The sequence below is a fragment of the Amycolatopsis aidingensis genome (assembly GCF_018885265.1).
GTDB lineage: Bacteria > Actinomycetota > Actinomycetes > Mycobacteriales > Pseudonocardiaceae > Amycolatopsis > Amycolatopsis aidingensis.
In genome coordinates this window covers 1,656,396-1,680,877 of sequence record NZ_CP076538.1, presented here as the reverse complement: position 1 = coordinate 1,680,877, position 24,482 = coordinate 1,656,396, and the positions used below count along the sequence as shown (strand labels likewise).

Annotated in this window: 21 protein-coding genes; 8 read left to right on the top strand and 13 right to left on the bottom strand. The window is 68.3% G+C overall.

Annotation, left to right across the window (positions count from 1 at the left end):
* Nucleotides 1-51: 51 nt before the first annotated feature.
* The 9 genes from KOI47_RS08010 to KOI47_RS07970 are packed head-to-tail and all read right to left on the bottom strand — an operon-like array spanning nt 52 to nt 9,253.
* Complete coding sequence (locus KOI47_RS08010; RefSeq protein WP_216215349.1) at nt 52-1,161, bottom strand: MCE family protein; 1,110 nt, start codon at nt 1,159-1,161, stop codon at nt 52-54.
* A gap of 6 nt (nt 1,162-1,167) precedes the next feature.
* Nucleotides 1,168-2,157, bottom strand: a complete 990-nt coding sequence (locus KOI47_RS08005; protein ID WP_216215348.1) for an MCE family protein — start codon at nt 2,155-2,157, stop codon at nt 1,168-1,170.
* Nucleotides 2,158-2,161: 4 nt separating this feature from the next.
* The gene (locus KOI47_RS08000) at nt 2,162-3,232 is read right to left on the bottom strand and encodes an MCE family protein (protein WP_216215347.1); all 1,071 of its coding nucleotides are present in this window, start codon (nt 3,230-3,232) and stop codon (nt 2,162-2,164) included.
* Complete coding sequence (locus KOI47_RS07995; RefSeq protein ID WP_216215346.1) at nt 3,232-4,224, bottom strand: MCE family protein; 993 nt, start codon at nt 4,222-4,224, stop codon at nt 3,232-3,234. Before KOI47_RS07995 ends, KOI47_RS08000 begins: the two co-directional genes overlap by 1 nt.
* A complete protein-coding gene (locus KOI47_RS07990; protein WP_216215345.1) occupies nt 4,221-5,240 on the bottom strand; it encodes an MCE family protein in 1,020 nt (339 codons plus the stop codon). The genes KOI47_RS07995 and KOI47_RS07990 overlap by 4 nt, the downstream gene beginning before the upstream one ends.
* Complete coding sequence (locus KOI47_RS07985; RefSeq protein WP_216215344.1) at nt 5,237-6,535, bottom strand: MCE family protein; 1,299 nt, start codon at nt 6,533-6,535, stop codon at nt 5,237-5,239. The genes KOI47_RS07990 and KOI47_RS07985 overlap by 4 nt, the downstream gene beginning before the upstream one ends.
* Nucleotides 6,532-7,371: an MlaE family ABC transporter permease gene (locus KOI47_RS07980; RefSeq protein ID WP_216215343.1), complete on the bottom strand. Its 840-nt coding sequence runs from the start codon at nt 7,369-7,371 to the stop codon at nt 6,532-6,534. The genes KOI47_RS07985 and KOI47_RS07980 overlap by 4 nt, the downstream gene beginning before the upstream one ends.
* 2 nt (nt 7,372-7,373) lie before the next feature.
* On the bottom strand, nt 7,374-8,123 hold the full coding sequence (locus KOI47_RS07975) for an MlaE family ABC transporter permease (RefSeq protein ID WP_216217177.1): 750 nt from the start codon (nt 8,121-8,123) through the stop codon (nt 7,374-7,376).
* Nucleotides 8,124-8,170: 47 nt separating this feature from the next.
* The gene (locus tag KOI47_RS07970; protein ID WP_216215342.1) at nt 8,171-9,253 is read right to left on the bottom strand and encodes an ABC transporter ATP-binding protein; all 1,083 of its coding nucleotides are present in this window, start codon (nt 9,251-9,253) and stop codon (nt 8,171-8,173) included.
* A gap of 474 nt (nt 9,254-9,727) precedes the next feature.
* Here KOI47_RS07970 and KOI47_RS07965 point away from each other — a divergent pair, with 474 nt between their 5' ends.
* Complete coding sequence (locus KOI47_RS07965) at nt 9,728-10,318, top strand: hypothetical protein (protein WP_216215341.1); 591 nt, start codon at nt 9,728-9,730, stop codon at nt 10,316-10,318.
* An 8-nt stretch (nt 10,319-10,326) separates the two neighbouring features.
* Nucleotides 10,327-10,908: a hypothetical protein gene (locus KOI47_RS07960; RefSeq protein ID WP_216215340.1), complete on the top strand. Its 582-nt coding sequence runs from the start codon at nt 10,327-10,329 to the stop codon at nt 10,906-10,908.
* A 61-nt stretch (nt 10,909-10,969) separates the two neighbouring features.
* Here KOI47_RS07960 and KOI47_RS35425 read toward each other — a convergent pair whose 3' ends face one another.
* Nucleotides 10,970-13,012: a DUF6801 domain-containing protein gene (locus KOI47_RS35425; protein WP_232376610.1), complete on the bottom strand. Its 2,043-nt coding sequence runs from the start codon at nt 13,010-13,012 to the stop codon at nt 10,970-10,972.
* Nucleotides 13,013-13,535: 523 nt separating this feature from the next.
* The gene (locus KOI47_RS07950) at nt 13,536-13,844 is read right to left on the bottom strand and encodes a flagellar basal body-associated FliL family protein (protein ID WP_216215339.1); all 309 of its coding nucleotides are present in this window, start codon (nt 13,842-13,844) and stop codon (nt 13,536-13,538) included.
* Between the two features lie 162 nt (nt 13,845-14,006).
* Between KOI47_RS07950 and KOI47_RS07945 the strand changes: the two genes are divergently transcribed.
* The 6 genes from KOI47_RS07945 (at nt 14,007) to KOI47_RS07920 (ending at nt 22,553) form a co-directional block, all read left to right on the top strand.
* Nucleotides 14,007-15,788 (top strand): glycosyl transferase, encoded by a 1,782-nt coding sequence (locus tag KOI47_RS07945; RefSeq protein ID WP_216215336.1) that lies wholly within the window; start codon nt 14,007-14,009, stop codon nt 15,786-15,788.
* 111 nt (nt 15,789-15,899) lie between these two features.
* Nucleotides 15,900-16,847, top strand: a complete 948-nt coding sequence (locus KOI47_RS07940; protein ID WP_216215334.1) for an ATP-binding cassette domain-containing protein — start codon at nt 15,900-15,902, stop codon at nt 16,845-16,847.
* Nucleotides 16,840-17,682, top strand: a complete 843-nt coding sequence (locus KOI47_RS07935; RefSeq protein ID WP_216215332.1) for an ABC transporter permease — start codon at nt 16,840-16,842, stop codon at nt 17,680-17,682. The genes KOI47_RS07940 and KOI47_RS07935 overlap by 8 nt, the downstream gene beginning before the upstream one ends.
* Nucleotides 17,683-17,852: 170 nt before the next feature.
* Nucleotides 17,853-19,709 carry an AfsR/SARP family transcriptional regulator gene (locus KOI47_RS07930; RefSeq protein WP_216215330.1) on the top strand — a complete coding sequence of 619 codons (1,857 nt, stop codon included), beginning with the start codon at nt 17,853-17,855 and terminating at the stop codon, nt 19,707-19,709.
* Nucleotides 19,710-19,736: 27 nt separating this feature from the next.
* A complete protein-coding gene (locus KOI47_RS07925; RefSeq protein WP_216215329.1) occupies nt 19,737-21,011 on the top strand; it encodes a lytic transglycosylase domain-containing protein in 1,275 nt (424 codons plus the stop codon).
* 351 nt (nt 21,012-21,362) lie between these two features.
* Complete coding sequence (locus tag KOI47_RS07920; RefSeq protein WP_216215328.1) at nt 21,363-22,553, top strand: DUF222 domain-containing protein; 1,191 nt, start codon at nt 21,363-21,365, stop codon at nt 22,551-22,553.
* Here the strand turns inward: KOI47_RS07920 and KOI47_RS07915 are convergent.
* Nucleotides 22,522-23,706 (bottom strand): glycosyltransferase, encoded by a 1,185-nt coding sequence (locus KOI47_RS07915; RefSeq protein ID WP_216215327.1) that lies wholly within the window; start codon nt 23,704-23,706, stop codon nt 22,522-22,524. The genes KOI47_RS07920 and KOI47_RS07915 overlap by 32 nt on opposite strands.
* Nucleotides 23,703-24,479: an alpha/beta fold hydrolase gene (locus KOI47_RS07910; protein WP_216215326.1), complete on the bottom strand. Its 777-nt coding sequence runs from the start codon at nt 24,477-24,479 to the stop codon at nt 23,703-23,705. Before KOI47_RS07910 ends, KOI47_RS07915 begins: the two co-directional genes overlap by 4 nt.
* Between the last annotated feature and the right edge of the window lie 3 nt (nt 24,480-24,482).

Sequence of the window (24,482 nt, the reverse complement as noted above, 5' to 3'; positions counted from 1 at the left end):
TAGCGATGCGGCGCCGACATCTGCTCGAAGTGCGAATACTTCCCAGCCATCTCAGCCACCCGGCCGGGGAACGTTGCGCGAGCCGCGCACCCCGGTGGGGTCGTTCTTCGGCAGGGTGCATCGGGCGCCGGTGTTCAACGGGCCGCCTGCCGAGGTGTCCAGGCCGTTGCGGTACCGCGTGTCGTACCCGCTGGTGCACGGCGGCGGGTCGAAGAAGGTCAGCGCGAGCCCGAAGTGGGCACCGTCGGCACGGACCACCTGCGAGCCGGCCGCGACCGCCTCCGGCGCCTTCACCAGTAGCTGCTCCAGCCCGTTCTGGCGCACTTCGACCACATTGGATACGGTCAGCAGGTTCGCAAGCAGCACGCCCAGCCGCGGACCCGACTCCCGGACCAGTGCACCGACCTCGCGGGCGACCGGCGGCACGGCCGTGATCACCTCCCGCAAGTCACCATCGGACTTCTTCAGCTGCTCGGCGAGCGCCCTGGCGTCCGCGCCGAAGGACTTGATCGCCTCGGACTGCCGGACCTGGGTCCGCAACACGGTTTCCGAGTCGGTCACAAGGCTGGTGACCTGTGGGACGTGCTCGGTGGCCTCCTGGATGAACTCGATCCCGCTGTCCACCAGTACTTCCAGGTTGGGCCCGGCACCGGAGGTCGCGTCGTAGAGTTCGTCCACCACGGTGCGCAGCGCCGGTTTCGGCACCGACTGCACCAGCGCGTCCAGGTTCGTCAGCACCGTGTGCACCGGCAGCGGGATATCGGTGCGGTCCTGCTCGATCACCGAGCCGTCGTGCAACATCGGGCCTTCATCGGTGCGCGGTCGCAGGTCCACGAACTGCTCACCGGCCGCCGAGCGGCTGCGCACCACCGCCTCCAGGTCGGCTGGAATCGGCGGGGCGCCCGGCTCGATGACAAGATCGGCTTCCATTCCGGTCTCGGTGAGCCGCAGTTCACCGACCCTGCCGACGCCAACCCCACGATAGGTGACCTCGGAGTTGGTGAACATCCCGCCGCCACTGACAAAACGGGCGTGCACGACGTAGCCGCTGTCGAACAGCATTTTCTGCAAACCGACGTAGTTCGCGCCGACATAGCTGATCCCGACCAGCGCGATCACCAGGAAGATCAGTATCTGCCAGCGAACGAGTTTGGTGAGCATCGGTGGTCACCCCGTCGCGGAGTCGAAGTTCACGTAGGAATTGAGATAGTCACCCTTGATGGCTTCCAGCGCGGAATCAGGGAACGGGTAGGTCAGCAGCATCTCCATGGCCTTGGGCAGCGCGTCCCCGGACTCGGCCAGCCTGCGCAGGATCGGCTCCAGCGCGCGGAGATCGGCGACCAGGTCCTCCTTGCTCTTGTTCACGGTTTCCACCGCGACGTCGCTCAGGTTCGCCAGCGACTTCAGCAGGGTGACCAGCTGCTCTCGTTGCTGGGAAAGGGTTTCGATCCCCGGGGTGAGGTCGGTGAGCGCGGTGTCGATCTGCTCCTTGCGGCCGCTCAACGTCTTGCCGAGCTTGGCAACCCCGTCCAGCGCCCTGCTGATCTCGGTGCGGTGCTCGTCCAGCCCGGTGACCAGAGTGTTCAGGTTTCCCAGCAGTTCCTTGGTTTCCTGCTCGTTCCCGCCGAGTGCCTTGTTCAGTTCCCTGGTGATGGTCTGGATCTGCGCCACCCCGCCGCCGTTGAGCAACAGGGACAGCGCACCGAAGACCTCCTCGATCTCGGTGTTGCGGTTGGTCCGCTCCACCGGGATGGTGGCGCCCTCGGCGAGCCTGCCGCGTGGCTGCTCCAGCTCCGGCGGGGCCAGCTCGACGAACTTCTCACCGAGCACACTGGACTGGCGCAGCAGCGCCACCGCGTTGGCCGGCAACCGGACGTCCCCCCGCACGGCCATGGTGACCAGTGCGGTCTTGCCGTCGTGCGCCAGCTCGATCTCCTGGACCTTGCCGACACCGACATCGTTCACCCGCACCCCGGACTGCGGCACCAGGTCCAGCACGTTGGTGAAGCTGGCGGTCACGTGATACGGGTTGGCGCCGAGGTCGGGGCCCCCCGGCAACGGAACGTCGTAGACCCCGTCGAAACCGTCCTGGCTGCATCCCGTGGCCACGCCCACCAGCAGCAGCACCGCGGCCAGGGCGCCGAACCTGCGGATCATCTCCTCACTCACCTCCAGCGGGCCGGAACTCCCCGGTACGGGGCAGCGGAAGGGCGGGGCCGCCGGAGCCGCCTCCGCCCGAAGCGGAGTACTCCAGCAGGTTCGCCCGCCCGTCGATCGTGCGGGTGGCGGGGTTGTAGGTCTCCAGCAGGTTGGTCAGCGCGTTCGGCGCGGTGTCCAGGGCCTCGGCGAGAGAATCCTTCTGCCTGCCGAGCATCTGCGCGACCCCGGCCAGCTTGTCCACATTGGATTGAACGAGTCCGCGGTTGTCCCGGATGAAGCCCTGCACGGTGTCCAGCGCGCCGCCGAGCTCGCTCAGTGCGGCGGCGAGGTCCCCGCGGTCCTCGGCGAGCACCTTGGTGATCTCGGACAGCTGCTCGGTGGCCTCGTTGATCTGCTTGTCGTTGGTGGCGAGCATCCTGGTGAACTTGCTCAGCTGGTCGACCGTCTGGAACATCTCCTCCTTGGAGCCGTTCAGTGTTCTGGCGAACTCACCGAGCTGCCGGATCGACTCGCCCCAGGCCTTGCCGTTGCCGTCCAGCGTCTTCGCGCCCTGCTCCAGCACATCGCTGACCGCCCCGTCGGAGTTCGCGCCCTCCGGCCCGAGCGCGACGGTGAGGTCGTTCAGGCTGGCGAACAGCTCGTCGATCTCCACCGGGGTGACGGTGCGCTCGATGGGGATCTCGGCGCCGTCGGCCAGCCGCGGCCCGCCCTGGTAAACCGGGGACAGCTGCACGTACCGGTCCGCGACCAGGCTCGGCGTGACCACCAGCGCCTTGGCGTCGGCAGGCAGGTCCACGTCCCCGTCGATGGTCAGCTCCACCCTGACCTTCTCCCCCTGCGGTTCGACCGAGTCCACCGAACCGATCGGGACCCCGACCACCCGGACATCGGAGTCCGGATAGATACCGACGGCCGCGCTGAAGTAGGCGGTGATCCGCCGGTCCCCGCCGGGGTCGACGATGAACCAGACCGCGGCGGCGAGCATCGCGGCGATCACGCCCAGCGCGCCCCAGCGCAGCAACGAACGCCTGCGCTGCGTCCGCCCCATGTCCTCCAGCTGCAGGGTGTGCATCAGCGCCCTCCCGATCGTGGTGGCATGCAGCTACCGGGGGTGCCGGAGGGAACGAGCCCGCAGATGTAGGTGTCCACCCAGCGCCCGTTGCCGACCGCGTTGCCGAGCAGCCGGTAGTACGGCCCGGCGAGGCGCAGGCTTTCCTCCAGCTTCGCCTGGTTGCGCTGCAGTACGGTGGTGACCCGTTCCAGCTGCCGCAGCGCGGGATTCAGGGTTTCCTGGTTGTCCGCGACCAGGCCCCGGAGCTGCTCGGCGAGCCTGCGGGATCCGGTGAACAGCTTGCCGATCGCCTCCTTGCGCGCGTTCAGCTCGGTCAGCAGCACGTTCCCGTTCTTGATCAGGGATTCGACCTGGTCGCTACGGTCGGCAAGGGTCTTGGAAAGGTCCTTGGTGTTCTCGAACAGCTTGATCAGCTCGTCGTCCCTGGACGCCAGCGTCCTGGACAGCTCGGACATCCCTTCCAGCGCGCCGCGCACCTCCTGCGGGGTGGAGTCCCCGAGGGTTTCGGACAAGGTGCGGAAAGCCGAGGCCAGCCGGTCGGTGTCGATCTGGCCGGTGGTCTTGCCGAGGTCGTTGAACACGTCGGTCACGTCATAGGGCGACATGGTGCGCTCGCGCGGAATCGGGGTGCCAGGGTCCAGCTCGGTGTCACCGAGCGGGTCCAGCACCAGGTTCTTCTGCCCGAGCAAGGTCTTGATCTTGATGCTGGCGGTGGTGCGGTCGCCGAGCCAGGTGTCCCGGACCCGGAAGGTGACCTTCGCGTGGTCGCCATCCAGTTCGATGTCGCTGACCTCGCCGACCTTGACCCCGGCGACCCGCACCTCGTCGCCGGACCTGAGCCCGGCGCCCTCGTCGAACTCCGCGGTGTAGGTGGTCCCGCCGCCCACCACCGGCAGGTCGTCGATATTGAAGACGGCAAGGCCGATCAGCCCCATGATCAGCACGCCGAGGGTGCCGACGACGATCGGGTTGCGTTCGCGGAAGGGCTTCATCGGCGGCACCTCGGCTGAGTGATCGGGATTCCGACCGGCGGCCCGCCCGGTGCGCGGTCGGCGTCCGAGGAAGCCGAGCACAGGTAGAAGTTGAACCAGGACCCGTAGGAGACCAGGGTGCCGATCCGGTCGTACTTGGCAGGCAGGTTGTTCAGGAACTTCTCGAACACCGCGGTGTTGTCGGCGAGGTTGCGGGAGAGGTCGCCGAGGGTGTTGATGCCCTGCTGCAGCGGCTTCCTGCCCTCCTGCAGCAGGTCCGCGGTACTGCTGGCCAGCTCGCCGAGCCCGCCGATCGCCTGGCCGATCGGTTTCGCGTCCGCGGCCAGCCCTTCCACCAGCTGCTTGGTGGTGGTGATCAGCGTGCCGAGCTCGTCGCCCTTGGCGTTCACCGTGTCCAGCACCGTGTTCAGGTTGGTGATCACCTCGCCGATCACCTTGTCCTTGTCCGCCAGGGTGGAGGTGAGCGAGGCGGTGTGCCGCAGGAAGCTGTTCAACGTCGGCCCCTCGCCCTGCAACACCTGGATCAGCTCGTAGGACAGCTTGTTCACGTCATCCGGGTTCATCGCCTGGAACAGTGGTTTGAAACCGTTGAACATCGCGGTCAGGTCCAGCGCGGGGGTGGTCCGCTCCAGCGGGATATGCGTGCCCGCGGACAACTTCTCCCCCATCGGGAAGTCGCCCTGGTCCACGGCGAGGTAGCGCTGGCCGACCAGGTTGCGGTAGCGGATCGCCACGGTGGCCGAGGCCGCGAGCGGACGCCCGGCGTCCACTCCGAAGGTAACGTCGGCGTAGCGCCGCTCCACCACCTCGACGTCCTCGACCTGCCCGATCCGCACCCCGGCCATCCGCACGTCGTCCCCGGGGTTCACCGAGGTGGCGTCGGTGAACCGGGCGGTATAGCTGACCGTGTCCCCGACCCCGACATTGGCGATGGTGATCCCGAGGACCACCGAGGCCATCCCGGTGACCAGCAGGAAGATCAGACCCTTGACCAGGGGTGCCGCGATGCCCTTCACTTCAACGTCACCTCCGCTCCACGCAGCAGCGGCCCGACCAGCAGGCTGCTCCAACCGGGCACCGCGTCCGGGGTGGTGCCCAGCCTGGCCGCCATCAGCTCGGTGACCAGTTGCCGCTCATAGGGCGAGTTGGCGAGCCCGCCGCGCTCCAGCGCCAGCGGGGCACCCGTGGCCGGCTCCTCGGCGGTGCCCGCCGCGCCGCGGGCACCTCCCGCCGGGCGCACGCCCTGCCCCGGGCCCGCGCCGGGGGGATAGCAACGCGGGCCGCCGCCCGCGTTGTAGACCGGGGTGTCCCTGCCCGGTACGTACTTGCCGCGCGGCTGCTGTACCGAGATGTCGACATGCAGGCCGGGTTCGTTCGTCCCGGCGCCCAGTGCCTTCTCCATCACCGGCTTGAACCGGTTCACCGCGTCGAAAAGGCAGGGGAAGGACGGGGAGTACCTGGCCAGCAGCTCCAGGGTCGGCCTGCTGGCATCGCTGACCCCGATCAGGTTGTCCTTGTTCTCCCGCAGGAAGGCGTTCAGGTCGTCGGAGGTCGCGGTGAGATCGCCGTAGAGCGCCTCGAGGTCACCGCGATGCTCGGTCACCGTCCGCCCGGTCACGGTGAGGTCGGCCAGTGCGCGCAGGATGTCCGGCGCGGCCTCGTCGTACAACTCGGCGACGTCTGCTACCCCGCTGATATCGGCCTTGAACTCCGGCATCAGTGGGTTGAGCTCGGACAGCAGCTTGTTCAGCTTGACGATGCTGTCGCCGAGCGGCTCACCGCGTTGGTCGAGCGCCTGGGACACCGCACCCAGCGAGGCGGACAGCTTCTGCGGTTGCACGGCCCGCAGCAACGGCAGCAGGTTGCCGAGCACCCGTTCCAGCTCGATGGCGTTCTTCGAGCGGTCCTGCGGAATCACGTCCCCACCGGAAAGGCGGTCCTTCGATGGCTCCTCCGGTAGCACCAGGTTGACATACCGCTGCCCGAAGACGGTCTTCGGCAGCAGCCGGGCGGAGACGTTGCTCGGCAGCTGCTCGATCGTGGCCGGGTCCATCGCCAGCTCGATCTCCGCACCGGCGTCGGTGGTACGGACATCCGAGACGTAACCGAAGGGGACACCCCGGGACTTCACCTCGGAGTTGATCTCCATCTGGTTCCCGATCCGGTCGGTGCGCAGGGTGACCGTTTCCACGTCCTCGAACCGTCGCTCGTAGATCGCGACCGTGAACCACAGCATCAGCACCAGGATCATCAGGAACGCGACCCCGGCGAGCTGGGTGCCCAGCCGCTTTCCGGTTTCCTTCTTGCTCATCCAGCCACCTGCACCGTCGTGTTCACGCCCCAGATCGCCAGGCTGAGGAAGAGGTCGAGGACGCTGATCAGCACGATCGAGGTCCGCACCGCCCGCCCGACGGCCACACCGACACCGGCGGGCCCGCCCGCCGCGCGGTAGCCGTAGAAGCAGTGGGTGAGGATCACCGCCACGCTGAAGACCAGTACCTTGCCGAAGGACCAGAGCACGTCCTCCGGCGGCAGGAACAGGGCGAAGTAGTGGTCATAGGTGCCGCCGGACTGCCCGAGTATCCATACCGTCACCTGCCGGGAGGCCACGTACGAGGTCAGCAGGCCGATCACGTACAGCGGGATGATCGCGACGAATCCGGCGATGATCCGGGTGGTGACCAGGAAGGGCAGGCTGCGCACCGCCATCACCTCGAGCGCGTCGATCTCCTCGGAGATCCGCATCGCGCCGAGCTGCGCGGTAAACCCGGCTCCGACCGTCGCGGACAGCGCGAGCCCCGCGGAGAGTGGCGCGATCTCCCTGGTGTTGAAGTAGGCGGTCATGAACCCGGTCAGCGCCGAAACGCCGATCTGGTTCAGCGCGCTGAAACCCTGCAGCCCCACGGTGACCCCGGTGAACAGGGTCAGGCCGACCATCACGCCGATGGTGCCGCCGATGACCGCGAGCGCACCGCTGCCGAAGGTCACCTCGGCCAGCAGCCGGACGACTTCCTTGAAGTAGCGCCGGATCGTCAGCGGCGCCGCGGCCAGTGCCCGCACATAGAACAGCAGCTGGTCGCCCAAGCTGAACAAACTGTCCCCTGGACGCCGCAACGTCGCCTTCGCCCGCTCGCCCACAGTGGTCACGGCTACGTTCCCTTCGCAGGCACCAGCTGCAGGTACAGCCCGGTGATCACGGTGTTGACGAAGAACAGCAGCAGGAAGGTGATCACCACCGACTGGTTCACCACGTCGCCGACGCCCTTGGGTCCGCCTCGCGGGTTCAGCCCCCGGTAGGCGGCGACGACACCGGCGAGGAAACCGAAGATGAACGCCTTGATCATGCCGACCCACAGGTCCGGCAGCTGGGCCAGCGCGTTGAAGCTGGCCAGGTACGCGCCGGGGGTACCACCCTGCACGATGACGTTGAAGAAGTAGCCCCCGGCGACGCCGACCACGCTGACCAGGCCGTTGAGCAGTACCGCGGCCAGTATCGCGGCAAGCACCCTCGGCACGATCAGCCGCTGGATCGGCGAGACACCGAGCACCTCCATCGCGTCGATCTCCTCGCGGATCTTGCGCGAGCCGAGGTCCGCGCAGATCGCTGAGCCGCCCGCGCCCGCGATGATCAGGGTGGTGACGATCGGGCTGGCCTGCTGTACCACGGCGAGCACGCTGGCCGCGCCGTTGAAGGAGGAGGCACCGATCTGGCTGGTGAGGGTGCCGAGCTGGAGCGAGATCACCGCGCCGAACGGGATCGCGACCAGGATCGCCGGGGTGATCGACACGCTGGCAATGAACCAGAACTGCTGGATGAACTCGCGGGCCTGAAAGGGGCGCTTGAAGATGGCGACGATCACGTCCAGGCCGAGCGAGAAGCCACGACCGAACTCCCGCATCGCCGCCGCGACGCGGTCCAGGCCCGGCAGCCGGTAGGTCGGTGTGGTCACGGCAGCTCCCAGCGCCCGGTCACGGATTCCGTCGCGAACTGGGTGGTTCGGGCCTCCTGCCGGTGTTTCGTCACCGGCCGCAGGCCGTAACGGTGCCGGTCCTCGGCACTGAGGCTCGCCACGATCCCGTGCTGGGCAAGGGCAGGGAGGGTGTGCAGGATCTTCATCACCCGGTCCTTGCGGCGGCGCACGCCCATCCGCTCCGGCATGCCGGGGGTGGGCTCGATCTGCGGCACGATCCCGCGCACGTCCTCGCCGGACCCGTCCCGGTGCCCGGCCTCCGCGTTGGCCTGTTCCCTTGCCAGCTGCGCGGAGTCCTTCTCCTCCGACATTCCGATCGGGCCGAGGGTCCGCCCGTTCAGGAACTGCGCGACCGCGGGTTCCTCGGAGGTCAGCAGTACCTCGCGCGGGCCGAACATGAGCAGTTCCTTGCGGAACAGCATGCCAAGGTTGTCCGGGACGGTGCGGGCGACGTTGATGTTGTGCGTGACCAGCAGGATGGTCGCGTCGATCTGCGCGTTCAGGTCGATCAACAACTGGGACAGATAGGCGGTGCGCACCGGGTCCAGTCCGGAGTCCGGCTCGTCCACCAGCAGGATCTCCGGGTCCAGCACCAGCGCCCGCGCCAGCCCGGCACGCTTGCGCATCCCACCGGAGATCTCGCCGGGCAGCTTCGTCTCGGCCCCGGACAGACCGGTGATCTCCAGTTTCTCCAGCACGATCCGCTTGATCTCGGATTCGGACTTCTTGGTGTGCTCGCGCAGCGGGAAGGCGACGTTGTCGTAGAGGTTCATCGAGCCGAACAGTGCGCCGTCCTGGAACAGCACCCCGAACAGCTTCCGCGTCTCGTACAGAGTGCGTTCCGGGCAGGAGCACAGGTCCACCCCGTTGACCACGATGCGCCCCGCCTCCGGCCGGATCAGGCCGATCAGGCATTTCAGGAACACCGACTTCCCGGTGCCGGACGGACCGAGCAGCGCGCTGACCTCACCGGCAGGCAGGCTGAACGCCACGTCCCGCAGGATGTTCTGGCTGCCGAACGACTTGCGCAGGCCCTCGACGACCACCTCCACACCCATCACGTCACCCCTGTTCCCACGCGGCTTCATGTTCACCAGAATTGCATTGCGCAACGCGAATTACCGGATCACCGGCCCCTTGACTTTGGTGTACGTTACTGGGGCGCCACAGGGCACACAAGAACTCGACACGAATCATGGACATGAGATCGACAGGGGTCGGTTTTCTTGTTACCCACATGACTATCCGGCACCCCGTGGTTCGCCCGCACAACACAACAGCACCAGTGGACCAGGCGTCGACCTGGCCGAACACCGGGTTCTATCATGCGCGTGACATCCGCGACCCGAGCTAGTCGGACCGTGGTGAGGAATTGCGCACCGAGGCCCGATCGAGACCTGTTATCGCGGCACCGAATCCATATCCGGGCGACGATTCGGTCGTTAGAGTCATACCGGGAAACATCGCGGCAGCAGTCCGCGCCGGTGGACGGCCGCTCATTCCAACTCAGCCGACAACGAAGGAAGAACGGCATGATTCCTCGACTCGTCATTGGTGCGGTAGCGGCCTGCGGGCTGGCGCTGGCCGCAGGGTGCGGTGGTTCGGAGGAGCCCGCCGCATCGGGGCAGCCCGCGGGCCAGCAGGCACCGACCGGTTCCGCCGAAGCCGGATCCGAGGCCAGCGCATGGGCCGACCAGGTATGCACCGCGATCCAGGCGCAGGCCAGCAAGATGACCACCCTGCCCGCGCTGAACTCCAACCAGCCGCAGGAGGTCCGGCAGGCGATGCTCACCTATCTGGACACGCTCTCCGGGGCGTTCGCGGATCTGTCCAGCCGGATCGAGGCGGTGGGGCCGCCGCCGGTGACGGGTGGCGGTGAGCTGGTCGAGGAGACCATCGGCACCCTGCGGGAGACCAAGCAGACGCTGGACAACGCGCGGTCCAAGGCCGAGGGTGCGAGTCCAGGCGATCCGGCCGCGTTCCAGTCGACCATGACCGAGGTCGGCAAGAAGATCCAGGAACTGCAGGGCATGGACGACCCGACGAAGAACCTCAAGCAGAACCCCGTGCTGCAGAGCGCCTTCGCCGAGGCGCCGGCCTGCAAGCGGCTCGAGGGGGAATGAGGTCAGCCGTGCTGACGAAACAAGCACTGAGACGACGCTTCGGACTGACCATGACCTGCGCGGCCGTGGGTGGCCTTGCCCTTTCCGGCTGCGGCTCCGGTTCCTCCGAGCCGATCCGGGACCCCGCGACGGACTGGGCGGCCAAGGTGTGCACCGTGACGGCGGATCAGATGGACACCCTGACCGGCGGTCCCGCCGTGGACGCACAGGACCTGGCGAAGAGCAAGCAGCTCATGCTGACTCATCTCGGCGAACTGGCCGAGGCGGTCGGCGCCGTGGCGAACGGCATAACCGAGGCCGGGCTGCCACCCGCCGAGGACGCCGCGCCGGTCATCGAGCGGACCGTCGGCAAGCTGCGCGAGGCAAGGCAGTCCATCAACAGCGCCAAGGAGAAACTCGCCGCGGCCACGCCGGAGAACGACGCGGCGTTCCGGGACACCATGGGTTCGGTTGGCGCGGACCTGACCGCGCTCGGGCGGCTGGACGATCCGCTGCGCGACCTGCGGCTGAGCCAGGAACTGGGCAAGGCATTCGGGCAGGCTCCGCCCTGCCAGCAGGCCAAGCCGGGGGCGGTTCCCCCGGCCAAGTAGCGGCACCGCAACAAAGAAACCGCCCCCGGCAACGGATGCCGGGGGCGGTTCCTTTGGGACGTTACCTCCTGTCGATGTTCAGCTCGAGGGTGTTACCCGGCCCGGGCACCATCGCGTTGATGAACCCGGTGATGAAGCCGCAGCCGGAGAACTTCGGAATGCTGTACTCACCGGTCAGGGTGCCACCGGTCAGCGGGTCGAAGTTCGGGCCGGACTGGACGTCGACATCAGCGGGCTCGACGGTCTGGCAGCTGTTCGAGTAGAGCAGCGGCAGCCCGAGCATCCGCACGTCGACCAGCTTGATGCTGACCTGCGAGTTGGCCGTCACCTTGCCGTCCTGCACGTTCCCGTTGGTGCCACCGACATCGTCCAGCACCACCTTGGCGCTGGCCGGAAGCAGACCGAACAGCTTGAACCGCAGCTTCGACTTCGGCAGGGTCAGGTCACCCTCGAAGTCTCCGCTCGCGGTGTCGAGCTTGGCGTCCAGGCTGCCGTTGTCCAGCGACAGCATGGCGTTCAGCTTCTTGATCAGCGTCTCGCCATCGACGTCGTAGGACAGCTCAACCGGCTCGTCCGGCGGATCCGTGGGTTCCGTGGGTTCCGTCGGCTCCGTCGGCTCCGTGGGCTCGGTCGGCTCAGTCGGCTCGGTCGGCTCAGTCGGCTCCGTCGGCTCAGTCGGCTCAGTCGGCTCCGTCGGCTCAGTCGGCTCCGTGGGCTCCGTGGGCTCCGTCGGCTCCGTCGGCTCCGTGGGCTCGGTCGGCTCCGTCGGCTCCGTGGGCTCCGTGGGCTCCGTCGGCTCCGTCGGCTCCGTCGGCTCCGTCGGCTCGGTCGGCTCGGTCGGCTCCGTGGGCTCCGTGGGCTCCGTCGGCTCGGTCGGCTCGGTCGGCTCCGTGGGCTCCGTGGGCTCCGTGGTCGGGTCGCCAACGATCTCGATCTCGCCGAGGGAGTTGTTCTGCCCCGGCAGCTGCGTGCACTCCGAGGTGAACGTACCCAGCCCGGTGGGCGTGCCGTCCTCCTTCTTCGGGGTCAGGGTGCTGGCGAAGTCACCAACGGTGACCTCGGCGGTACCCGGCTCCGGGAAGGTGATCGACGGCGCGGTGCCGCTGGTCTGGATCTGGAACTCACCCTCGTCCGGGATCTCCGTGGAGGGCACCGGAAGCGGCAGATCCAGTGGCAGGTTCAGCCCAGGCGCGGTCAGGGTGGCCTTCGCCGTGGCGTCGCCTTCGATCGTGGCGGCGCCAACCAGGTTGAGCCCCTGGGTGGCCTCGGCCGGAACGGTGACCACCGCGTCGAACGCGATGTCGCCGCTCGCCTCGCCCACGTCAAGGGATTCCGGCAGGTTGGACGAGACGTCCACCACCAGCTCCTGGTTCCCGATCAACGGGAAGGGGCAGGTGTAGCGCAGGCTGGCCTCACCATGCGGGTTGTCCGGCGGCTCCTCGGTCGGAGTCGTCGGCGGGGTCGGGGTGTGGTTCGGGTCGGGCGGTGCCACCTCGAACGAGCCGAGCAGGTTGTCCTGACCGGCGTCCTGGGTGCACTGCGAGGTGAACTGCCCGAGACCGGTGTCAGTACCGTCCGCCCGCTTGGGGTGCAGGAAGGTACTGATGTCTCCGATGTAGACCGAAGCGGTGCCACCGGCCTCATAGGTCACCGCGGGAGTAGTACCTCCGGTGACCACGGTCAGCGGCCCCTCCGCAGGCACGTCGGTGACCGGGATCGGCGAGTCCAGCCACAGGTCGAGCGGCTCGTCCCGGCCAGGGGCCTCCAGGGTCGAGCTGGTGGTTGCCGAGCCCTCGACCGTTGCGGCACCCACCAGGCGAAGGCCGTCGGTGGCATTCGCCGACACGTTCACCGTCGCCTCATAGCTGATCGGCGTAGAAGGCTGCTCGGCAATCGCGTTGTCCGGCAACTGGGCGTCGATCGTCACCGACATCGACTGTGCCCCGACCACCGGGAACTCACACGTGTAGTCCAGCGTCACCGAGACTTCCTCGGCGGCGCTGGAACCCATCCCGACCAGGCCCACCATGGCGACCGCGACCGAGCCCACGGTCGCGAAGGCCAGGGAGTGGGCCACTCTTCGAGACTTCCAACGAACTTTCATCTGCTGTCTCCTACTATTGAGGCGGACGCGAGAAATCGCACGATGCGCAGAGAAAGACGAGTCGCCACCCAGCTTCGTGCGACTTTTCGACGACCGTCCGAGATGACAGGCATCTCCAAATGCAGGTAATGCGGCCGCAATATCACGGCCACGGGCGATTAAAGTACCTCGCGACCTACCGCTCCGCAAGAACCACGAAGCCGAGCAGAAGGCGACCTAATCGTGAATCGAGCAAGGCTCGACATCGATCTTTTTGTCAAATACGTACGACTCCCGGACCCGCGAACGGCGCAGGCATGGCAGAAAAACAGTATCGGCAGCCACGTACCAATCTGGTCAAGAACCGGAAAATCGCACACTTGTCACCCCAGGTCGACCACGGCGCCGGGACGTTGTCACCTGTGGACGAGAAGGAAGGCAGGACGTGAGGAGCACGGTTACCCGCCCGTTACCGCAAGCACCACACCGGTTGTCACCCTGGTGCGCACAATCGGGCGTGCCATTGTCATCCGGCTGCCCGGCTTCAGCGGCCCCACGGGTCGCCGAAGCCGGGAAAGCGGCGCTGCACCGGGGGAACCGGCGGAGTGGTGGAGGTCGTGGTGGCCTCGACGACATCGCTGATGGGCGGGATGGTCCGCTCGGCCGGCGCTTCGGGCGCACCATCCGAGCCACCCCAGATACCGAAAGCCGCGCCACCGAGTGCGCCGAGCAGCACCAGCACGCCTGCGCCCTTGAACAACAGTCCGGGGTATCCGCCGACGGCGGGTTCGAGCAGGACCCTGCGCCTGCGGTGTCGTGCCCGCTTACTCCCAGGTAGCCGTCCGCGTACCATCGGCTACCTCCGTTGGCAGTTTCCCCGATGAGACGAACCATAGTATTAATTAATTCGTGTAAATGTAAAGCTTGTGACAGGTGAGCCCAGAACTGTCATCCGTGCTCGATTCCGCAGGGCAGGGACTGTCACGCACCTGACAAAGGACGAGTGGAAACTGCGATGACGACGACCAGCGAAACCGCATCCTGCAAGCGGACGGATCGCGTTCCGGAGGCCGAACGCCTCCGCCCGCAGCCCGCCGACCTCGCCGTCGTCTCGGTGTTCCTGCTCGCCGCGTTCCTACTCTACCGTCCACTATGGAACAATCTGGGCAGCGGCTACCTGGTCAACAGCGGGCAGGACCAGCGCATGTGGGAGTGGTTCTTCGCGGTTACCGCGCATGCGCTGAGCAACGGCGAGAATCCGCTGTTCAGCGCCCTGCAGAACCATCCGGACGGCGTGAACCTGATGGCCAACACGGTCATGCTCGGACTCGGCGTGCCGCTGGCTCCGCTCACCCTCGCCTTCGGACCCACCGTGACCTGGGCCATGGTGCTGTCCGGCGGGCTGCTGGCCACCGCGACCGCCTGGTACTGGGTGCTGTCCAGGCACCTGGTGCCCAGCAGGGCGGCCGCGGCGGTCGGGGCGGCGTTCTGCGCCTTCGCGCCGCCGATCATCTCGCACGCCAACGCGCATCCCAACTTCGTGGCGCTGTTCCTGCTACCCTTTCTGGTGCTGTGCCTGGTCAAACTGGCACACGGGCACCGGCCGGTACGTACCGGCATCCTGCTGGGCCTGCTACTGGCCTGGCAGATCTTCCTCGGCGAGGAACCGTTGCTGATCGGCGCCACCGGCTTCCTGCTCTTCGCGGCCGCCTACGCCGTGCAGCGCGCCGAGCGGGTGCTGGAGATGCTGCGCCCGCTCGGCATCGGGCTGGCGGTGGCCGCGGGCGTGTCCACGCTGCTGGTGGCCTATCCACTGTGGTGGCAGTTCTTCGGGCCGCAGAGCTATCACAGCCTGGAACACGGCCTGGTGGGCAACGACGCGGCGGCGTTCACCGCCTTCGCCACCGAGTCGCTGGCGGGCGACCCCGCGACGGCACGGGAGCTGTCGATGAACCGCACCGAGGAGAACGCCTTCTTCGGCTGGCCGCTGGTGGTACTGGTGCTCCTGGTCGCGGCCTGGCTGTGCCGGGACGCCGTGGCGCGGGCGATCACGGTGGCCCTGCTTGGCATGGCCTGGCTCTCCACCGGCGTGATCCTGGTCGTGGACGGCGAGGTGACCGGGGTGCCTGGCCCCTGGCTCGGGCTGTTCCAGCTGCCGCTGTACGAGTCGGTGCTGGAGTCCCGGTTCGCCCTCGGCTGCGTGCCGCTGATCGGAATCCTGCTCGCCATGGCTACCCGCCGGGTACTCACCGCGGCCCGGCGGCGGCGCAGGCTGCTGGTGCCGGTGTGGGTGCTGGCCCTGCTCGCCGCGCTGCTGCCGATCGCGCCGACCGGGCTGCGCACCGAGCCGCGGCCGCCCACCCCCGACTTCTTCGCCGAGGGCGGCTGGCGCGAGTACGTGGACCCCGGCGGGTCCGTGGTCCTTGCGCCGCTCCCGGACACCGGGGACGCGCGCGGCCTGCGCTGGCAGGTGCAGGCGGGGCTGGCCTTCCCCCTTGCCGAGGGCTACTTCGTCGCCCCGCACGGGCCGGACCGCAAGGGCAACTACGGGGCGCGGCGGCGGCCGACCTCCCGCCTGCTCGAACGGGTCGACGACACCGGGGCCGCGGCGCCGGTCGACCTCAAGGATCGCCTGCGGGCGCAGCAGGACCTGCGGTTCTGGCGCGCGGACGTGGTCGTGCTCGCGCCGCGCAGGCACCAGGATGCGCTGCTGGAGACGGTGCAGGCCCTGCTGGCGAAGCCACCGCGGATGACCGGCGGGGTCTGGGTGTGGGACGTGCGGGAACTGACCCGCTAAGGCGCACTCCACCGCCACTCAAGCCGCGCCCAAGCCGGGCCGGGCGGGCCTGCCCCGGCACTATCGTCCGGAAAGTCCAGGCAAACCGGAACCAGGTCGGGGGATCAGGAAATGCGACACCCGCGGATCGAGGTCACCGGTCTCGGCAAGTCCTACCCGCAGGTGACCGCGCTGGCCGGGGTGAGCCTGCGCGCCGATGCCGGCACCGTGCTCGCGGTGCTCGGGCACAACGGCGCGGGCAAGACCACCTTGATCAACATCCTCGGCACCCGCACCAAGCCGAGTACCGGCGCCGCACGGGTGTGCGGGTTCGACGTGGTCGCCGACGACCACCAGGTACGCAGGCATATCGGGATGACCGGTCAGTTCGCCGCCGTGGACGACAACCTCTCCGCACGGGGCAACCTGGTGCTGGTCGCCAGGCTGCTGGGCGCGTCCACCCGGCAGGCGAAGGCGCGGGCGGCCGAGTTGATCGAGTCCTTCGGCCTCGCGGATGCGGCCGACCGGCCCGCCCGCACCTACTCCGGCGGGATGCGCCGCAGGCTCGACCTCGCGGCGGGGCTGGTCGGCGCGCCCAAGGTGCTGTTCCTCGACGAGCCCACCACCGGGCTGGACCCGGTGAGCCGCACCGGTATGTGGGAGATCGTCGCCCGGCTGGCCGCCGAGGGCACCACGGTGGTGCTGACGACCCAGTACCTCGAGGAGGCCGACCGGCTCGCCGACCAGGTCGTAGTGCTGGGCATGGGCCACATCGTCGCCGAGGGCACCCCGGAACGACTGAAGGCGGGGATCGGCAGGCGCACCGCCACCCTGACCTTCGCCGACCTGGCCAGTACCCGGCATGCCGCCTTCGCGCTGCACCGGCTGGCGCTGCGGCCGGTGACCGACGAACGGGCACGCACGGTGACCGCGCCGATCTCGGCGGCCGGGCAGATCACCGGGCTGGTCCGCACGCTGGACGGCCTCGGGATCGGCATCGCCGACCTTACCGTCACCGAGCCGAGCCTGGACGATGTGTATCTCTCCCTGCACCGGACGTCCTTGGCCGGGCATGAGTAGCCCGGTATCCAGCAGGCGGGCCGGCACGGGCTCCGGCGCATCGGTCGCCAGCGACTGGACCGGCAGCCGGTTACCCACCCAGGTGTGGGTGCTCACCACGCGCTCCCTGCGCGCGGCCTTCGGGGACTACCGGCTGGTCTTCTTCGGCCTGATGCAGCCGGTAGTGCTGTTGTTACTGTTCAGCCAGGTCTTCGAGCGCATCGGGTCGCTGCCAGGGATGGCGGGCTACGACGGCTACCTCAACTTCCTGATGCCCGCGACCATGATCAACATTGCCATGATCGCCGCGATGAGCTCGGGCGCGGGGCTTCTCGCCGAGACCTACACCGGGGTGATCGGCCGGTTCCGGACCATGCCGATCAGCTTGTTCTCCGTACTGCTCGCCAGGACCCTCTCCGACACCGCCCGGCTGGCCGTGCAGCTGGTGGCCACCCTGGTCGCGGGCATACTGGTGCTCGGCTTCCGTCCCGGTGGCGGACCGTTCGGGGTGACCGCCGCGGTGCTGCTCACCCTGGTCGTCGGCTGGGGGCTGGGCTGGGTTTTCGTGGCCATGGCGACCTGGTTGCGCAAGGCGGAAACCATGCAGGCGGTGTCCTTCTTCGCGATGTTCCCGCTGATGTTCTCCTCCAGCGCGTACATGCCGCTGGAGGCGATGCCGGCCTGGATACGGACCGTGTCCACGCTCAACCCGCTGACCTACGCGATCGACGCGACCAGAGGACTGGCCCTCGGCAGGCCGTTCGGCTCCGCTCTGCTGCTCGCGTTGGCGCTGGTGCTGGTCACGGCGTTGCTGGGGGGCACGCTCGCGGTGCGCAACTTCCGCCGGAACGAGTAGACGTGAGATCCCGGTAAAACTGATGGATGCGTGACAGTACGCCGCATCGATCTTCCCGTCGGCATGCTGACTTTCCGGAAACTGGCGTTCACCCGCAATTCGGCCGATGACCGGGGGCGCCCTGGCGGTTAACATCTACCGTTGATGATCGCCGGAACGCAGGAGTCATCATGACGGTACGGATCAAGGTGCTTGGCCCCCTTCGGGTCGAGCACGGCGACGAGGTGGTGACGCCATCCCAGCCGAAGTTGCGCCAGCTGCTCGGCCTGCTGGCGATCAACGCGGGTACCGTCGTCCGTACCGAGACGATCACCGAGGAGCTGTGGGGAAGCGAACCCTGCGCCAAGCTGGCCAGGATCGTGCAGACCTATGTCTCCCAGCTGCGCAAGCTGCTTGCTTCGTCCACTTCGGACTCCTACGTGCTGGCGCATACGCCGAGGGTCGGGTACGTGCTGCATCTCGGCCCGGCAGGGTATCTGGATGCGGAGCACTTCCTGCGGTTGCGGGACGAGGCCGAACATCAGCTGGCCACGGGGGAGACCGAGCCCGCGGCCGAAACACTGCTGGCCGCGGTCCGGCTGTGCCGGGGCGAGGTGCTCGCCGATGTCTCGCTCGGCCCGGTGCTGCACACGCACAAGTCCAGGCTTGACGCCAGCAGGGTCGCCGTGCTGGACCGCTACCTGCGCGCCCGGCTCGAACTCGGCCAGGCCGAAGCCGTGCTGGCGGAAACCGACCGGGTCGTCCGCGAGGACACCCGCCACGAGGAGCTCTACGCGAACCTGATGCGTGCCTTCGCCGCGGTCGGGCAGCGAGCCGAGGCGACCGACCTGTTCCATGACCTGCGCAAGAAGCGCGTGCGCGAGTCCGGCCTCGAGCCGGGGCAGGCCGTACGTGCGGCTTTCCAGCAGGTCATCAGCGACGAGCCCGCCGAGCCTGCCGCACCGATCGCGCCCCCGCGGCCCACCGGGGTGACCGTGGAGGCACCCGCGCAGATCCCACCGGACAACGTCGCCTTCATCGGCTTCGGCGCGCAGCTGGACGCGGCGACCAGCGCCCTGACCCGCGCCCGGCGGACGCGACCGGCCACCGTGGCCGTGGTCGGCGCGCCGGGTGCAGGGACGAGCACGTTCTGCATCCACCTCGCCAACCGGACCGGTGCGGCCTTCCCGGACGGGCGGCTCCACGCCGACCTCGCCGCCGCGGCTCCGGCCGAGGTGCTGGCCGGGTTCATCCGCGCCTTCCGGGCCGATCTTTCCATTCCGGACAACGTGCATGAGCGAGTGCGGCTGTTCCGCAGGCTGACCGCGGGCAAGCGCGTGCTGGTCGTGCTGGACAACGTGCGTGAGGGCATGGACGTGGCGGCGCTGCAACCCGGCTCGCCCGCGGGCGGGATGCTGCTCGGCTGCTCCTCCCGGATGTCCGATGCGACCATCACCGCGGTGGTGGAACTGCCAAGGCTGGGTGGTGGCGAACTGTACGAGTTGCTCAGCGCAGGCATCGGGCGGAGGCGGGTGGCCAGGGAGCCGGAGGCTGCGCACTCGCTGGTCGCATGGTGCTCCGGACTTCCGCTGGTCGCAGCGCTGATCGTATCCCTGGCTCGCCTCCGTCCACATTGGTCGCTGTCTCGGCTGTTGCACAAGGTGACCTCGCCCGACAGCCTCGTCGAGCTGCCCACCGGAACGCTCGACCTGGTGGCGAGTGTCCAGCGCAGCACCATGGCACTCGGCTCGGTCGAGTGGACGGGGCTGGTACAGCTGGAACGGCAGCACCCCGGCCCCGGCTCGATCTCCGTCGACTGGACCGCCAGGAACCTGGACATTTCCCTTCCGGCGGCGGAAAGCCTGCTCGAGCGGCTGGTCGAGATCCGGCTCGCCGATCCGGTGCCGCCCGGCCGGAACCTGTCGCAGGCAAGCTATCGGTACCGGATCGACCCGCTCTACCTGCGGGCCGTCCGGCACCTGACGGCGCCCGCCACGCCGGGCGACTCCCCGATGTACCTGGCCGCCGTCGCTCCGACGGCTTCGTGAGATGTTCCCGACAGTGAGGGGCGTGACGTGACACGGAGGATCCGCCGGGCGAACGCGGTACGACGGTTCCGGAAACGGCACCGCACGACCGCCGCCGTCCTCAGTGGAACGATCGCGGTCCTGCCGACCACCGCTGCCGGGGTCGCGGCCGCCCAGTGGCTGGCCTCCGGGCCTGCGCCCGATACGCACACCCGCAACATCGCGCTGGTGGGCGGGCTGGACCCGGCACAGCTGCCGTCCAGGGTGAACGTCAACGGCACCCTGCCGGAACCCGCCCTGCCCGAGGCCCTGGCGGCCGAGGACTCCAGGAAGAAGGCGAACGATCCGCGCCGCCCGGCCTACGGTGAGACCCTGCCCGCCGGTCCGTTGGGGATTCCGGGGTCGGCGTTGCGGGCGTATCGGAACGCGGCGGAGATGTTGGGGGCGGAGCAGCCGGGGTGCCGGATCGACTGGGCGTTGATCGCGAGTATCGGGCGGATCGAGTCGAATCATGCTCGTGGTGGGTATGTGGATGCGGATGGGAATACGCTGGAGCCGATTTTGGGTCCGGTTTTGAATGGTGTGGGTCCGGTGGCGGCGATTCCGGACACGGATGGTGGGCGGTTTGACGGGGATGTGGTGTGGGATCGGGCGGTGGGTCCGACGCAGTTCATTCCGTCGACGTGGCGGGGGTATGCGGCGGATGGTAATGGTGATGGGGTTTCGGATCCGAACAATATTTACGACGCGACCGTGGCGACGGGGCGGTATTTGTGTTCGGGTGGGTTGGATATGACGGTGGATGGTGAGTTGCGGGCGGCGGTGTTCCGGTACAACAATTCGCAGACGTATGTGAACACGGTGATCCTGTGGGCGGAGGCCTACCGGCAGGGCGTGCAGCCCACCCCGGACAGCGACGTCCCCGTCGGCGCCCCGAGCCCGATCACCACACCCGGACCCGACCCGGTGGACCCACCACCCACCTCCGACCCGAACGATCCCTCCGACCCCACGAATCCCCCTGATCCCACCGATCCTCCCGACCCCACCGACCCTTCGGACCCCACCGATCCCAGCGATCCTTCAGATCCGACCGACCCCTCTGACCCCACGGACCCGTCCGACCCCAGCGATCCCTCTGACCCCACGGATCCCTCCGATCCCACGGACACCACGAATCCGCCCAGCTCCCCGGAGCCAACCGACCCGCCGGAACCAACCGCCTCGGACTCCCCGGACCCGACAACCGACCCCTCCCCATCCAACCCGGCCTCCGACACCGCCAACTCGACAACCTCGGAGGCCCAAACCAGCACCACCTGACCCGCGTGTTTGCTCCCCACGCGCGTGTGTTTGCCGTTCCCGCGCACGCGTTGGCTGCCCACGCGCATGCTTTGGCCGTTCCCGCGCACGCGTTGGCCGCTCAGGTAAACGTGTTGGCCGGTGACGAGTCTGTGGCTGGGTTTCAAGCACGCCTCCGGCGCACCGCGGGGCACTGGCGCTCCACGCATCACCACTAGCAGGGCTGGTTGCTAGCGCCAGCACCCCACGGAACGAGCACCCCGGGCCCGGCCCGGCATGCACATCTCATGTCGAACACGCATTCGAGTGAATACCAGCGGGTAGTCATTCACGCGGGGAATTCTTGTCGGTCCCGTCGATACAATTGTGGGTATGGACAGACACAGTTCTGATCCGCACACGGATCCCCCAGAAGACGCACTCACCACACTCGACGCCTTGGAGGCCAACGAACGCGCCATCGCCCGGCTGGAGGCGCGGCGGGTGCTGCTGGTGGCCGACCTCGCCCACGACGGGGACGAACGGGTCTCGCTGGTGACCGAGATCGCCGGACGCCTCTACTGGACCCGGCACCGGGTGGAGGAAGCCCTGGCGCTGGGGCAGCACCTCACCCGGTTACCGAACACCCTGGCGGCGTTCCGGGAGGGCCGGATTGACCAGGAGAAGGTGAAAGCGGTGGTCGAGCCCACCGCGGTCCTCACCGACCACCAGGCCCGCGAGGTGGATGAGCGGATGGGCGACAAGCTGGAGCGCAAGGACCGGACGAGTGTGCGGCGGTCGGTGCGCTACCAGGTACTCGCGGTCGACCCGGACGGGGCGGCGCGGCGCACCCGGGCGCGGCGGGCACAACGATCCCTGGAACTCATCCATCAAGACGATGGGGTGTCCAGCCTGATGGCCGACCTCCCGACGGAGGTGGCCAGTGCGATTTATGCGCGGTGTGACCGGGCCGCCCGACGGATGCGGAAAGAAGGGGACAGTCGCACGTTGGAGCAGTTGCGGGCGGATGTGTTCGCCGATTTGGCCCTGCGGGAGCAGGGTGAGATCCGGGCGCCGCGGACGGAGGTGTACCTGTACTTCGCGGCCAGCTCCCTGCTGGGGTTGGACGAGCAGCCGGGATATGTGGCCGGGCATGGGCATATCCCGGCGGCGTTGGCGCGGGAGCTGGCTACGCATCCGGACAGTGTGTGGCGCCGACTGTTGACCGACCCGGCCACGGGGCATCCCATCGATCTGGGGCGTACGCGGTACCGGCCGCCGGCGGCGCTGGATGAGTTCGTGCGGGTACGGGACCGGGAATGCCAGGGCATCGGGTGCCACCGGCCCTCGCAGCAGTGCCAGAACGACCACACCACCGACTGGGCCCAGGGCGGAGGCACCAACGAAGAAGAGCTGGTGGGCTACTGCGAGCGCGACCACCATCTGAAGGACCTGCCGGGGTGGAAGTACGAGGTGATCGACGGGGTGCCGACCATCACCACACCCCACGGGGACATCCACCAAAGCCCACGGGAGCCGCTGCACGAACCCCTCACCCCAGACAACGACAAACCACCCTTCTAGCCAGCGTCGACAGGTGTTCGGCCGCCGCCGTGGAGCCACCGGCCTCGCGGAACGAACTGCGAATACGCCGCGCTTGTGCGGCGTACCCAGGTTCCTGCCGCACGGAACGAATCGCCTGACCGATCTCCTCAGCCCTGGCGCGGTCGAATCGGAGCCGCATACCGGCACCCGCGTTGACCACCTGCTGCGCCAGCACCGGCTGATCGTCCCTGATCGGGGCCACGACCAGGGGAACGCCATGCCACAGGGACTCGCACACCGTGTTGTGCCCGCCGTGACAGACCACCACAGCCGCCCGCTGGATCACATCCAACTGCGGGATACCGCGGGCCACCAGCACACCGTTGCCCGTCCCCTCGGGAAGGAAGCCTTCCGGATCCACGATGACCCCCTGGAACTCATCCCGCAGGTTCGCCAGCGCCTGCCCGCTCTCGGTCAGGAACCGGCCGCCCGCCGCACCGTTCGCGGTGCCCAGTGTGACCAGCGCCAGCGGCTTGCCCTCGTCGATGCGGTGCCAGGGGAAATCCCCGGTCTGCCGCCGTTCGGAAAGGGACGGACCGACATAGTGCAGCTCGCCGGACAACGGCACCACCGGCCGCCCCGCCAGCTCCTCCGTGCTGAATGCCAGCACCGCGTACGGGGAGAACCGCAGATCCGCCTCGCCGTCCACCGCATGCCGCTCGCGCAGTCCCTGCTGCAGGCCGCGGATCCAGGCCGCCACCTTGGGCATGGCGCCGAGTGGATCGGCCAACTCGGACGACGTCGTCGCCGAGGTCGCCCATGGCAGCCCCGCCCTGCTCGCCACCAGCGCACCGGCGAGCGCCTGCTGATCGGCCACGATCATGTCCGGGACGAAGTCCGCGACCGCGGCACCGACCCCCTCCACCATGGTGTCGGCCAACGGAACCAGATAGTTCTCCCACAGGAACTTCAGCGCGGCGAAGGCCCGCAGGCCGGCCGGACGCCCGGACAATGCGAAATCCGCCGCCTCACCCGCCGGGTAGACCAGCGCATCCTCCCCCAGCAGCTCGCCGACCAGCGGCTGCGGACCGGCCCAGGCGACCCGGTGCCCCTCTGCCACCAACTCCGCCGCCACGCCTGCCAGCGGGTTCACATGCCCGGCCAGCGGGGGCACCACGAACAACAACCTCATCGGTGCCTTGCCACCCAGTCCAGCAGCAACCCGCGCACCGCCCGGTGCTGCTCGACCAGCACCGAATGCCCCTGCCCCTCGAACACGAACAGCTCGCCGCGGGGCAGCAACGAGGTCAGCGCATCGAGATCGTCCGCCTGGTAACCGTACTGCCCGAGGATGGACAGCACCGGGCACTGGATCGACGCCACCTGCTCCAGTGTCAGCAGCGGGCCGTTCGGCACCTCCTCGGCCATCGTGGTTGCGGAGATCCGCTTCGCCGCCATCCTGGCCAGCCTGCGGTGATGGGCGCTGTAGTTCGCCTCGATCCACTCGAAGTTCTCCTCCACCGCGAGAAACTCCAGCGTCGCGGCAAGGATCTGCGCCATCTTCCCGGCCCAGATCTCGGTGGGCGGCTCGGCCTCGATGCACACGATGCTGCGCACCCGCTCCGGATACGTCCACGCGTAGCTGTAGGCGATCGTGCCGCCGAAGCTGTTGCCGACCAGGTGCACCGGCCGCTCACCCGCCACCTGGCGCAGCAGGTCGTCCAGGTCCGCGACGAACTCCTTGAGCGTGTACCCGCTCAGCGGCCGCTCGGTCTTGCCGTGCCCGCGCAGGTCATAGCTGATCACGTTGATCCCGGCCGCCGCCACCGGCGAGGCCAGGGTCAGGTAGAAGCTCGCCAGGCTGTCGGTGCCCATCCCGTGGATGAACACCACCGACTCCGCCTCCGGATCGACCGGCAGCGTCTGGTAGTTCGTGCGCAGGCCGTTGACCAGCAACTCGGGCACGGT